This window comes from Reyranella sp. CPCC 100927 (assembly GCF_007859315.1).
Classification (GTDB): domain Bacteria; phylum Pseudomonadota; class Alphaproteobacteria; order Reyranellales; family Reyranellaceae; genus Vineibacter.
In genome coordinates this window covers 240,180-252,533 of record NZ_VOHA01000002.1, presented here as the reverse complement: position 1 = coordinate 252,533, position 12,354 = coordinate 240,180, and the positions used below count along the sequence as shown (strand labels likewise).

Sequence of the window (12,354 nt, the reverse complement as noted above, 5' to 3'; positions counted from 1 at the left end):
GGCAGGTCCGTGCCTGTGCTACCGCCGTCATCGCGATATCATCGGTTCCCGGCGTGGTCATGAGCGAGGCTGCATTGCGCGAATTGGTACAGTTGTTGGCGCACCTGCGCCGCACGGGTGTGCAGCAGAGCGGGCTCGACGCCTGCCTGGTGCCGCGGGACAACGATGCTGCTTACGCGGTCGCCGCCCAGGTGGCCGGCGACCTGGGCTGGCCGGTGGGTGGCTGGAAGATCGCGGCGATCAAGGAAGAGATGCAGCGCGCGCTGCGCACGACGGCGCCGATCTATGGTCGCGTCTATAACAGGTGCATCCATGAGAGCCCGGCGACGCTGGATCACCGCGTCCTGCTGCACCCCGTCGCCGAGGTCGAGTTTGCCGCGACCCTGGGTGCCGACCTGCCGCCGCGCGCGACGTCCTATCGCCAGGAGGAGGTTGCCGACGCCGTGGCGTCGCTGCGTCCGGGCATGGAAATCGCCGAGTGCCGGTTCGTGAACGACAAGGCCTTTCCGCCGCTGCCGGCGATCCTGGCCGACGGCAGCGGTTCGGGCTCCATCATCCTCGGGCCGCCGATCGCCGACTGGCGCCGGCGCGACATCGCCGGCCAGGAGATCACCTTGCGCATCAACGGTGTCGAACGCCGTCGCGGTACCGCCCGGATGGCGCTCGACCATCCGCTGGTGCCGTTGACGTGGCTCGCCAACGAGCTGTCGCGCACCGGCGTCGGCCTGAAAGCCGGCCAGGTGGTCAGCACCGGCACGATCACGGGCATGGTCGCCGCCAAGGCGGGCGAGGCGCACGTGGCCGACTATGGTCCGCTGGGCGAGGTCCGCGTGAGGTTTTCTGGATGAAGCAGCGCGGCTTTCAACCGCTCCGGTTGGTGCGATTCAAGCCCGATGGGACGCCGGTGCGCGGCCTGCGATGGATGCTCTTCAGGTCAGCGGGATTTCCAGGCCGGCCGGCGTATCGACGGCCGGCGTATCAAATTCAGTGCAGAGCGACATCATGTGCTCCTTGATGGCCTGGGAAGTTGTGCCCTTGGCCAGCCCGAGCGGCGATGCATGAAGAAGAACGGGAACGAGCTGAAGTTTGACGAGTCTTCCGGCGCTGACGTGGAGAAGAAAGATGAACGACCAGATGGTACGACGGAGTGGAAACTTCCAATAGTCGTCGATGAAATTGCCGGTGTCATAAAGGATGACGCCATTCCCGTGGCGCTCGATCGCCTGGACGACGTGTGCCGAGTGGCCGTGCACGACATCGACGCCAAAGTCGATCACGGCATGGGCGAACGCGCGGAAGCGCCGGCTCGGTGAGCGCCGCATGTTGGGGCCCCAATGCAGCGAGAGCACGACAAGGGCTGCTCCGGCCCGGCGCAATTCGATGACAGCTTGCCTGATCCAGTTCAGGCCGGCCGTGTCCGGCGTGAACGCGGCGAAGTTCACGCCGGCCCTGTTCGGGCCGGCAGCGAATTCACGCATATTGTCCGTCGCGGCGATCAGTCCAACGACCAGCCCGGGAAGTTCGAGCATGGCCGGTGCCGCCGCTGCGGTCGCGTCGCGACCAGCACCGGCATAGCGGATGCCGGCAGCATCGAGAGCTTCCAGAGTATCGGACAGCCCCTGCTCGGCGAAGTCCAGGATGTGGTTGTTGGCCAGGCAGACGAACCGTACGCGGCCGCATTCGAGAACACGGATCGCGGTCGGGTCCGCCCGGAAATGAAACATTTTCCAGCCGTCATTCCACCGCCGGCGGCTGGCTGTGATGGGAGATTCGAGATTTGCAAACACGGCGTCCGCAGCGTGCAGAACCGGCAGGGCATCGCCCCAAAGCCATTCTGGCCCGTGCCGGTGAAGGCTGCGGCTCACGCCCCGGCCGAGCATGACGTCACCCAGAAAGGCGAGACATCGCGTATCAGCGCATCGGGTCATGATGTTGATCGGCCATGCCGGTATGCGTGGCCTGTCCCATTGCAGATTCGCCCGGTCGTCGGACGACTGGCATCGGCTTACCTGAGGGCTTGGTTGACCTGAAGGCGCGGGTTGCACGGCGTGTCAGTGATGTCCCTTTGCCGCTTTCAGGGATTTCTGTTCCAGTGCGTCGGCGGCTTCCTTGGTCAAGCGCAGCGCGCGCAGGCGTGCGGTCTTGGCATCGATAACCCGCTTCGCGGTTTGGTAATCTTGTACGGCCCGCGCGGCATCGCGGCTGCGTTCTTCCTTCCCGGGATTGTGAACGGGCCGTTTCGGCACGGCTGCTGACCTTGGCATGGATCTCCCTCCCTTGGATGCCTGGCATGATGACGGTCGCGCCCTGGGGGCTTGTGTCATGCTCGCCACACGGCGCCGTCGCTCTATCGCGATTCAGGAGAAGATCGTCAGGCGCGCGGTGCGTCGAGGCCAAGTCTTTGGCCGAAGTCTCCATGACTGGAACGTGGATATTCCCGGTTCGTTCTGCAAGAGGTGTTCCCGAGATTCATTGCCTGCGCGCCGGTACGCTCGATGACCCCTTGGCCATTGGCGAGAGCAGGCGAAGGGTCGCGCCGGCGTAGGGTCGGATCGCGGATGGGGATCGTGCTTCGGCAACAGGTCCACGAGGCGGGTGGCGATGGCGGCCGTATCCGACAGCAACCACGTGCCGAGCGGCAGCTGAGCAATGCGCCTGTCCAGCGCGGCGATGGCACGATCCTTGGGCAACTGCGACAGCTCTGCTGCCTCATCCCACGGATTGACTTAGAGGCGGCTGAGGCCCGACAGCACGCTCAACGTCATACCGTTGCATTCTCGCCAGTGGGCGCGAACAGGAAGGCCTCGAAATCGGGTCTCGGCGCCTGAGCCGCCAGATATGGAATCATCCTGATGGTGCTCCCTCATTCATCCATAAGGTGGTGACGAAGGGGGAGAACACGACAGTAATGGTCAGTTCGAATTTTCCGGCTCATGACCTGGCCGTTTCGGCAGTGGCTCATCGTAGTACAGCGACCATAGCTCGGGACGGTCGCGGGCGCGCTGCTCACGACGGATCGTCTTTATCAGGATATGCGAATGCCGGCACAGCTCGGCGCTTTCGCGGCAAAGGGCCTTGCTGCGAGCAAGCAATGAGGCATTGTCGCTGCGTGCGCTGGGATCGAACGGCATGGGGCGCTCCGTGCACGACAGGCGGGAGCGCAAAACCGTCTCTCAGCCACCGGCGCCTGTGGCAAAGCACGTTGCCGGTGATAGGGATATTACGTGCACCATAGCGCGCGGGTTGCCAGTCCTCATTCCGCCGTCTTGGAAGGGGCCGCGCGGCTCGAACATTGTAAACAAGTGGCACTCGACATGCCCAACAGACGCCAGAAAGTCAAAAGGGACCCACGACCGCAATCCTTCTGAGGATTTGCCTGGTTCCGCGTACCGGGACGCTCGATGATCCCGCCATCACGACGGACGGACGTTCAGTCCTGGGCGTGAGCGATACGCCGAGTGTCCTGAATTGGACAGTGCGTGGTGTCTCGATCCGCTACGACTGGACCTGGGTCGCTCGTCAACGCCATCGGCACTGAGCCGAGCGCTGGACGATCAGCTGCGCCGTCGCGCCAGCATCGTTGCGGATCCCTGTTGTGGACATCGACGGCCGAGAGAGCAGGGCCTAGCAGTAGGAGGTGTGCGCCATGGCTTCGTGGTTCGTTCCACCCATCGTCCTTCCCGTTTGTCTCGCCGTCGCGATCGTGGTGTACGCGCTCTATCGCGCGTACGCATAAAGGACTCGATTGATGGCGAGCCCCTATCCGAAGTTTCGCAACGACAATGCGGCGGCTGAGATCCGTATCGGTGCGCGCGCGTTTCACTGCATCGGCGTGACCCCGCCTCACGATCATCCGCATGTCTATATCAACATGGGCGAGCAGGACGTGATCCTATGCCCCTATTGCGGGACCTCGTTTCGCTTTGATTCGCGATTGGGTCCGTTCGCGGCTGATCCCGGGGACGCCAGCTATGGCGATGTCTAGACAGGACGAATGATCGGCAAGATCGCGATCGGTCTCACCTCGACGCAGGGGCGCCCGCATCTTCAAGCCGGTTGTCTCATATTGAACTGTATGGGGCGGTCAGGTCCGGTAGGTGTACGGGATTGCCTGAAGATCTCCGGCTGATCTGCGAGGTTTCGACCATGCGCAAGGCTCTGTCGTTCCTTCTCCTTCTCGGATTCGTCGGCTGCCAGCCGGTGTCCGAGTCCTATCATCCGCTTCAACCGGACGACGGCCATTACTATCCGTCATCGTCGCGGTTTGACCCGTCGTCACGCTACGACTCCAGCGATCAGTGCACGTTCCAGACCAGGCGCGGATCGATGGTGGGATATAAGCCCACGGGAAAGAACCGGTGCTGCGTCGACACGCGGGATGGCCCTTCGTGTCAGCGGGGGTAGCCTGCCGCGCGCGCGGAGACGAGAACCGCGGTGATCGGCACAGTGCGGCCGATCGATCGGCTCACGGCTGCGACGATGGCGTGTGGATCGGCGCAACGGCACCGTCTCCGGTCAGCATATGCTCCACGCGCCCGGGTATGCCGAGCACCAGAAGCACAGCGATGCCGGCCGCGATCAGCCATAGCGTCAGCGACGCGGAGGATCTCTTGTCATCGGCCGGCGCAGCCGTCGGATGGACCCGCGGATGAGGATCGTGTTTCGGCAGCAGGTTGACGAGGCGGGTGGCGATGGCGGCCGTATCCGACAGCAGCCACGTGCCGAGCGGCAGCTGAGCGATGCGCCTGTCCAGCGCGGCGATGGCGCGGTCCTTGGGCAACTGCGACAGCTCTGCTGCCTCATCCCAGGGATTGACTTCGAGGCGGCTGAGGCCCGAGAGCACGCTCAACGTCATACCGTTGCGTTCCTCGCCGATGGGCGCGAACAGGAAGGCCTCGAAATCGGGTCTCGGCGTCTGAACCGCCAGATATGGGGTCATACTAATGTGCTCCCTCGTTCATCCGTAACGTGGTGACGAATGGGGAGAACACAACAGCAATAAAGATCGGTCGACGGCACGCAGCGCGGATTCCGACAGATGAAGCGCTACCGTGCGGTATGTCCCCCATCAACCCGCTTCGCCGTCGGCCCGGGGGGTGGGTGCTGCGCCTGTATCGGACACGCCAGAATCGTTTTCCAGCGCCGCCTGGAGTTCGCGTGGGTCGACGTCGATGACTTCTTCAACGATCACGCTGCCTGACCCGGCGGGAACGAAGATCCGCGTCGCGAGGCGCCGATAGACCGGAAACGACAGCTCCTCGATGAGTTCCTCGTCCGTCTCCAGCAGGTACGTGCCCGCCGGTTGAGGGTGATCCATGCCGGTCAGTCGGAACGGATGGACGAAACGGACGGTATGTTCGCTTGTACGGATTGTCATGACACTCTCCAGGTAGCCCGTACCGCAACGGAGCGGCATGCTTTTTCGATTCGATTGAACGTCACTCGGATCGGCGATCGCAGGACGCGCGTGATTCCGTTCGAAGACCGTCCCCCTTGCCAGGCTCCGGGCAGTCTTTCCGGAGCGATTTGTCGACACGAATCCGGTTCTTGTTGGCGGGTGTATCGGGTGCATCCCCCGGGATTGCACTGGTCGCCGCGCCGTCGATAGGCATGCCGACCGTCAGGGCGTCGATGGGCGAACTTCCGACAGTGCTGATCCCGCTCCGGGCACCATCGCGTGAGGCGCTGTCGCACGCGGCCGAACCGATGAGTGCTACCGACAGCATCGCGGCGACACAGATGCGCTTCATGATCTACCTCCAGGCCATACAACCGACCATGGTGCTTGTTTCGAGGGCATCGCCTTGTCGCTCCTCGAGCGCCTCGATGAAGAGGGAGGGCGAGAGGCGTTTCGCGAGATCGGCCCGGGTGTCGTGCCCTGCGACCCATGATGGGAGCCTGCACCCGCGGCGCTTGCCATGGGTGGCGCTGTCCGGAAGCGGACAGTACGACGTTGAAAACGCCTCCCAAGTCGCAAGCCCGACCGATAGTGCTGGCACGCAACGCGCGTGCCGGGCCTGCAGCGCGATCCTCATCGACGCAGCGTCGGCGACATGGAACAACGTGTGGATGCCGATACTCGATGGCAGACCGTGTGCCCGCGCGCTGTCCAATTTTGAACACTTGGTACGATTTGCGGACCGGCTGCTGTAACCGTCCGGTCTCCTGTTCGAACGACGGCGTTGGCGCGGCCGTGTCGGCAATCTTTGGCTGGTGGAAGACAGTCTTCGAACGAGCTAAAATGCTGCGCTCAAGACATCCTCGACCACGAGGTCACTCTACTGAAGGTTCTCGGGGCTCGGCAGAACTTGGGAGAACCGATCATGCCGCGCAAGGCAACCGGCGCCGTCAGGCCGATCCGTAAAGCCGGGAAAGCGGTCGCAGCGGCGAGGGCATCGAAGGCGACAAAGGAGAAAACACGTCCCGCTGGTGGGCGCAACGCAACAGCTAATGGCTTTGATGCGCGCCGATTCCTGACGTCGGTGGGGGCGGGACGATCCAGCGTGAATCATAGCGCGAAGGCCATCGTCTTCCAGCAAGGCGGCCCCGCCGATGCTGTCTTCTACATCCAGAAGGGCCGGATTCAACTCACCGTCGTCTCCGAACACGGCAAGGAAGGGGTCGTCGCGATCCTCGGTCCGGGAGATTTTTTTGGTGAGGGGTGTCTCGCGGGCCAGCCGCTTCACATATCGTCTGCCAGCGCGATGACTGCCGCGAGCGTGATCAGGATCGAGAAGGAGACCATGATCCGCGTGCTTCATGAACAGCCGGGTCTTTCGGAAATGTTCATGGCGTTCCTTCTGTCACGCAACATCCAGATCGAGGCTGACCTGATCGACCAGCTGTTCAATTCAAGCGAAAGGCGTCTCGCGCGGCTTCTCCTGCTGCTGGCCAATTTTGGCAAAGCAGGGACGCTGGAGACCGTCATACCGAAAGTCAGCCAGGAGCTGCTGGCGGCGCGCATCGGAACGACGCGCTCGCGCATCAACTTCTTCATGAACAAGTTCCGTAAGCTCGGCTTTATTGAGTACAATGGCGGATTGAAGGTGCACTCCTCGCTGCTGCGTGTCGTCATCCACGACTAGGTGTATCGATGCTGGGCGTGGTCGCTGGAACGTCCACCGGAGGAGCGCCTCTCAGTTGCCACGTTCATTGGCGACGTCATTGAGGGCGAGACGGCAGACGTCCTCGGTTCAAAGGATTTTGCCTGGTTCCTGCCGTGATATCAGTGCACTGTGGGCGCCGGCAGCCCTGGAATGACGAACATCGGAGTCGGCCGCCGCGCTGGTGCGCCGATCGTGGACACGACCACGGCACGCACGTCCACCGAACTCAAGCAGGTGATTTTGCCATGGGCCGACCGAAACGCGATCGCGTGGCGCGATCGACCGCGCACCCGGGCGGCAACCAGGGAAAGGACAATGGGCGATGAGTGCGGAGACCCGATTGCTGGAACTCGTGCGCGGTCAAGATGCGTCGGAGTTCATCCTGTCCATTGATTGTCGCGCCGGCCGCTGGGTCATCCGATGCGTGCTGCCGCAGGTCGAAAACAGCGCCGTTGAGGGTTGCGGAGCCACCTTTGACGAGGCGTGGCTTCGATTGGCACCCGTGGAGCGCCCATCCGACGCCGGCAGCGATGTCGATCAGCCGCTCGACCCCGTTCCGGTCGCCGTCTCGCGCGGCGAGAGCAAACCGTCCAAATTCGCGGTTCCGCGCAAGCGGAACCCCGACAAGGATGGCGGCTCGACGGCCTGATCTCGGATAACGGATCGGCCGTCCCGGTCGGCACTGGCGCGGATAGCCGGGACCACTGCGGTCGTCTTCACGGTTGGAGCAAGCCGGAAGCCCGTATCGCCAGCGGATAAGAGCGTTCGTCGTCACACGGCAACGCCGGCGGCGCCGCGCCGGAGGCGGCTGCTTGCGCTGCCAGCCGGCCAACGGAGTTTATGTCCGCGATGCCGACGATCCATCGGTTGACGTAGCGGCTGACGGCATCGGCTGAAAGTCCAACCTGGAGGGATCGCACACCCGCAATCGGATTCAATCGCCAGTCGCGTTCCGGGTCCCACTGAATGCGCACCGGCGTCTGATCGACGGCAGCGCGCCAAACCTCAGGCGAGTCGTAGGCGGCAGGCGTGAAGTGGGAGAGGGCGGCGTTGCGCAACGCCCATTCGAAGCCCTCCCGCGTGATGTCGATGCCGAGCACGACGTCCTGACCCGGCTTCGTGGCATAGCCGCAGCGATACATCATCCAGTTGAACGACGGCTTGATCCACGTCATCCGTTCCATCTTGAAGGGCGCAACGAACCGCCCGTGCCTCAGTGCCGGGATCGCAATCTCTGCCGGGTAGGCCTGGTAGACGCGGATGGTCGCGTCGTCGAAGATGGCGCGGACCGCACGGCTATCCATGCACGGCTCGCAGACAAGGCATCGGGGCAGCCTACTGGACACGCATCGGGAACGCGATACCTGATGGTGCCCGGCACGACGGTCGACGACGGAGGACATCATGGCCCGGACCTCGCCTGCGATGTGGACCGCCGCCGACGTTCAGTCCGACACCGGCTGGATCCTCAGGCTCTCCGATGACGCGAGCGCCGCGCTGCTGGCTGCCGTGCGCGGCGCGGGCGACCCGGACCGGCCGTTGCTGGACTGGCGCCGCGAGGATTTTGCGCTGGGGCCATGCCTGCCCACGCTGGCGGCGGCGTTCCGCGAGGTGCGCGACGGCCGCGGCATGGCGCTGGTGAAGAACCTGCCGCGCGCCGGCGTGACGGCGGCCGAGTTCAGGCTCATGACCTGGGCGATCGGCCTGCATTTTGGTGTCGCGCGCCCGCAGAACCGGGCCAGCGACTACATCACCGCCGTGCAGGACGCCGGCACCACCTATCGCAGCCCGACCGGCCGCGGCTATTCGTCGAATGCCGAACTCGATTTCCATGTCGACAGCGCCGATGTCGTGCTGCTGTCCTGCTACAATCAGGCGCCGGTCGGCGGCATGAGCCTGTGCGTGAGCGCGGCGACGGCCTATGCCATCGTGCAGGCCGAACGGCCGGACTATGCCGCGGCGCTGGCGAGCGACTACACCTTCAGCCGCAACGGCGAGCAGGCCGACGGCGAGGCGGCGTGGTACCCGTCGCCGATCTGCACGGTCGAGGACGGCCGCGTCTTCTGCAAATGGAACCGCAATCGCCTGGAGAATGCCCAGAAGCTCGACGGCGTGCCGCGCCTGTCTGCCGTGCAGCGCGCGGCCATGGAATACTTCGATGCGGTGCTGCGTCGGCCGCAGACCATGTTCTCGATGCACCTCGAAGCGGGCGACCTCCAGCTGCTGTGCAACCACACCATGCTGCACTCCCGCACCGGCTTCGAGGACCATGCCGCGGCCGACAGGAAGCGCACGCTCTACCGGCTGTGGCTGGCGCCGCCCGACTGGCGCCGGCTGCCCGAGGGCTGGGCCGCGTTCTATGGCACGGCGGAGTCCGGCGCCGTGCGCGGCGGGATCCGGGGGCATCAGTACGACGTGGAACGGCAGCAATTCGATGCCCGGCAGGGCGCGGCCATGGGCATGAGGACCGCGGCGTAACGGGTCGCCCCGTCGCTACACCGCCGCGACGACGATGCCGACGCCCAGCCTCAGCTTGTGCGGGACGTCATCGTAGACCGCGACCGGCCGCAGGCCGTGCGACGCCAGACGGGCCACCGGCACGGACCAGTAGTCCTTGGAACGGATGTAGGTCGTCCGCAGGGTGGTCGTGTTGAAGTCGGGGAACGGCTCGACCATGACGACGTACCGGCGCGCCACGCGGCGCAGCTCGGCCAAAGCCTGGGCCGAGATCGCGTTCATCTGCTCCAGCGCCGTGATGGTCAGGGCGACATCGAAATGCTTGTCCGGGTAGGGCATCGCCGCGGCGGAGCCTTGGCTCACCGCGACACGGCCGGGCGCGGCGCGATCGCGCAGGGACAACGGCGTGTACGTGGCCAGGGCGTCCGGGATCATGGCTTCGGCGATCACCTGCCGCATCCGCGCGACTCCCGGCGCCGTGAGCTCAAGGCCCGTGAACCGCGTGCCGGGAAAGCTGGACGCCAGGACGAAGAGGTTGATCCCGTTGCCGGCGCCCGCTTCCAGCACCGACGCCGGGTTCAGGATATCGAACAGCTTGCCCACATAGGTCAGAAGGGGGCGGGCAATCGCGCCGCGGCGCGCGACGAAACCCTCATGACGCCATTCGATCCACGACGTGTCGCCCTTGCCGCAGGGCGCGTCGAGACTGGGGTAGATGCGTCGCGCCCAATAGTGCGAATAGCGCTGGTCCACCACGTCCTGGGTTCGCTTGACGCCGGGCCACCATCCCAGCAATCGGCGTTTGAGCAGCCGCCGCCGGCTTTTCGCGAACTCGCGTGCGACGATGCCGCGCCAGCGCGGCGAGTCGACCGGCATGCGGTCGATCACCCACGGCTCGAACGCAGCCGCCGTCTCCTGCGGCGTCAGGCCGAGTCCCTTGATGGCGTTGTCCACGACGTCCCCCTTGTCTTGCTTTTCCATCGACGCGTCGGTGGCTGGTGGCGGTCTTGCTGCTGCCAGGGCTGGCCGGCGCGTGCCCCTGCGTCGGCCGGCATGCGCTCCCCACGCATCCCGTTGTCCCGCTGTCTCGCGAGGGCAGAGAATGGCATATGCGTCCTGTCGTGCCACGTGCCCGCGGCCGTCGGGATCACTCTGGATCGAATTGTTGCGCGCCGGCCTTCCCGCCGGCCGGTGGTCGGCGACGGCAGCCTTCTGGCGTCATGGAAATCGTACCGACAGGCGGCTTTCGCCCGCATTGCGGCTCGCGCCTGCCGCCAGGAGAGGCAAGAATGCCGGATCCGAAACAGGAGCCAGGTCATGCGCGATGATGATCGCCGGCTGGATGCGACCGACAGGGGCGCGAGCGATGGGGGCGGGATCGCGATCCCGGATGTTTCCGCGGGGCTGATCGACCGGTCCATCTACAGCGATCCCGACATCTATCAGCTGGAGTTGCAGCGGATCTTCGCCCGGGCCTGGAATTTCATGTGCCATGAGACGCAGATCCCCCATGCCGGCGATTACTTCATCAACTACATCGGCGAGGATCAGGTCATCGTCGTGCGCGGCGCGGACGACAAGGTCCGCGTGCTGCTGAACACCTGCCGCCATCGCGGCAACGCGTTGTGCCGGGCGGAGCTGGGGAACACGAAGACCTTCGTCTGCAGCTACCATGGTTGGACCTATGGACTGGACGGGGCCTTGATCGGCGTGCCGGGCAAGGCGGACTTCTATCGCAACGCCATCGACCAGGCGAAATGGGGCCTGGCGCCGGCCGCCCAGGTCGACCACTACAAGGGGTTCTACTTCGCCACCCTGGATCCGGCGGCGCCCTGCCTGTTCGACTACCTCGGCGACGTCGGTCGCGTCGGCATCGAAAGCATGCTGAACGAAGGCGATGTCGTGAGCCTCGACGGCGTCCAGAAGAACGTGATCGACTGCAACTGGAAGATCGCCGTCGACAATCTGTTCGACTGGTACCACGTCAAGGTCAGCCACAGTTCGGCGTCCAGCGTCGGCTTCCTGAACCAGCGCCTGATGATGCCCATGACCCAGATGGTGATGCTGGGCGAGCTGGGTCACGCTATCGGCGGCCCCATGGTGACGGCAGAACAGCAGGCCAAGCTCGACGCCCTGAGCGACGCCGAGCGCCTGGCGATCGACCGGCTGGCGGATGCGGAGCGCGCGAAGGCCACGCCCGTCGAACGCCGGCCGTTGCGCACGACGGCGACACGCGAGGCCATGGGTCCGGTCGGCGTGCGCGCCATCGGGCATCCCAACATCTTTCCCAACCTGTGGATCTCCACGCGCGGCCTGCAGCTCAGCCTGCGCCTGCCGCGCGGGCCCGGCCGCACCGAGATCTGGTGGTTCACGGTCATGCCCAAAAGCTTCACCGACACTCAGCGGCGGGCGGCGAAAAAATTCATCACGCACGCCTTCGGACCGGCCGGCCTGCTCGAGCAGGACGACGGCGAGAACTGGAGCCAGAGCACGCGGTCGAGCCACGGCGTGGCCAGCCGCCGCTATCCGCACAATCTGCAGATGGCGATGGGCCAGGACGAGGTGCTGGTCGATCCGTCGGGCCAGAAGCGGATCGAAACCCGCGTCAACGAGCATGCCCAACGTTGGACCTATCGCTGCTGGGCCGAATGGCTGCGGGCGCGCGACTGGCCGGAACTGCTGGCGACGCGCTCGCCCGCGCCCACCGGGCGGATCTGATGATTGGCCGTCATCCTGAGCGCAGCGAAGGATCTCGCAGTGGTCCGACCACACGGTCATCCCGAGCACGGCG

Annotated in this window: 14 protein-coding genes; 6 read left to right on the top strand and 8 right to left on the bottom strand. The window is 64.9% G+C overall.

The annotated features are described in order from the left end of the window. The first annotated feature begins 59 nt into the window (after nt 1–59). Entirely contained in the window at nt 60–848 is a 789-nt protein-coding gene (locus FQU96_RS07315; RefSeq protein WP_146540214.1) for a 2-keto-4-pentenoate hydratase, read from the top strand. An 81-nt stretch (nt 849–929) separates the two neighbouring features. On the opposite strand, the gene FQU96_RS07310 is transcribed toward FQU96_RS07315, so the two are convergent. The 3 genes from FQU96_RS07310 to FQU96_RS07300 form a co-directional block, all read right to left on the bottom strand. Beyond that, nucleotides 930–1,928 (bottom strand): CapA family protein, encoded by a 999-nt coding sequence (locus FQU96_RS07310; RefSeq protein ID WP_146540213.1) that lies wholly within the window; start codon nt 1,926–1,928, stop codon nt 930–932. Nucleotides 1,929–2,051: 123 nt separating this feature from the next. Then, nucleotides 2,052–2,264 (bottom strand): hypothetical protein, encoded by a 213-nt coding sequence (locus FQU96_RS07305; RefSeq protein WP_146540212.1) that lies wholly within the window; start codon nt 2,262–2,264, stop codon nt 2,052–2,054. 648 nt (nt 2,265–2,912) lie between these two features. Further along, complete coding sequence (locus FQU96_RS07300; RefSeq protein WP_146540211.1) at nt 2,913–3,131, bottom strand: hypothetical protein; 219 nt, start codon at nt 3,129–3,131, stop codon at nt 2,913–2,915. Between the two features lie 617 nt (nt 3,132–3,748). Here FQU96_RS07300 and FQU96_RS07295 point away from each other — a divergent pair. Then, complete coding sequence (locus tag FQU96_RS07295) at nt 3,749–3,985, top strand: zinc-finger domain-containing protein (protein WP_146540210.1); 237 nt, start codon at nt 3,749–3,751, stop codon at nt 3,983–3,985. Nucleotides 3,986–4,465: 480 nt separating this feature from the next. Here FQU96_RS07295 and FQU96_RS07290 read toward each other — a convergent pair whose 3' ends face one another. The 3 genes from FQU96_RS07290 to FQU96_RS07280 all read right to left on the bottom strand — a co-directional run bounded on the left by FQU96_RS07290 (nt 4,466) and on the right by FQU96_RS07280 (nt 5,750). After that, nucleotides 4,466–4,939: a hypothetical protein gene (locus FQU96_RS07290; protein WP_146540209.1), complete on the bottom strand. Its 474-nt coding sequence runs from the start codon at nt 4,937–4,939 to the stop codon at nt 4,466–4,468. 129 nt (nt 4,940–5,068) lie between these two features. Beyond that, on the bottom strand, nt 5,069–5,377 hold the full coding sequence (locus tag FQU96_RS07285; RefSeq protein WP_146540208.1) for a hypothetical protein: 309 nt from the start codon (nt 5,375–5,377) through the stop codon (nt 5,069–5,071). A gap of 61 nt (nt 5,378–5,438) precedes the next feature. Beyond that, a complete protein-coding gene (locus tag FQU96_RS07280) occupies nt 5,439–5,750 on the bottom strand; it encodes a hypothetical protein (protein ID WP_146540207.1) in 312 nt (103 codons plus the stop codon). 573 nt (nt 5,751–6,323) lie between these two features. Here FQU96_RS07280 and FQU96_RS07275 point away from each other — a divergent pair. Both FQU96_RS07275 and FQU96_RS07270 read left to right on the top strand, forming a co-directional pair. After that, nucleotides 6,324–7,085 (top strand): Crp/Fnr family transcriptional regulator, encoded by a 762-nt coding sequence (locus tag FQU96_RS07275; protein WP_146540206.1) that lies wholly within the window; start codon nt 6,324–6,326, stop codon nt 7,083–7,085. A 343-nt stretch (nt 7,086–7,428) separates the two neighbouring features. After that, on the top strand, nt 7,429–7,755 hold the full coding sequence (locus tag FQU96_RS07270; protein WP_146540205.1) for a hypothetical protein: 327 nt from the start codon (nt 7,429–7,431) through the stop codon (nt 7,753–7,755). A gap of 67 nt (nt 7,756–7,822) precedes the next feature. Here the strand turns inward: FQU96_RS07270 and FQU96_RS07265 are convergent, their stop codons facing one another. Next, complete coding sequence (locus tag FQU96_RS07265; protein WP_218574638.1) at nt 7,823–8,512, bottom strand: DUF4291 domain-containing protein; 690 nt, start codon at nt 8,510–8,512, stop codon at nt 7,823–7,825. Here FQU96_RS07265 and FQU96_RS07260 point away from each other — a divergent pair. Continuing rightward, entirely contained in the window at nt 8,511–9,584 is a 1,074-nt protein-coding gene (locus tag FQU96_RS07260; protein WP_146540204.1) for a TauD/TfdA family dioxygenase, read from the top strand. The two genes, FQU96_RS07265 and FQU96_RS07260, sit on opposite strands and share 2 nt — an antisense overlap. A gap of 15 nt (nt 9,585–9,599) precedes the next feature. Here FQU96_RS07260 and FQU96_RS07255 read toward each other — a convergent pair whose 3' ends face one another. Beyond that, nucleotides 9,600–10,544: a class I SAM-dependent methyltransferase gene (locus tag FQU96_RS07255; protein WP_146540203.1), complete on the bottom strand. Its 945-nt coding sequence runs from the start codon at nt 10,542–10,544 to the stop codon at nt 9,600–9,602. Between the two features lie 336 nt (nt 10,545–10,880). Between FQU96_RS07255 and FQU96_RS07250 the strand changes: the two genes are divergently transcribed. Then, nucleotides 10,881–12,281 carry an SRPBCC family protein gene (locus tag FQU96_RS07250; RefSeq protein WP_178130365.1) on the top strand — a complete coding sequence of 467 codons (1,401 nt, stop codon included), beginning with the start codon at nt 10,881–10,883 and terminating at the stop codon, nt 12,279–12,281. The last annotated feature ends 73 nt before the right edge of the window (nt 12,282–12,354 follow it).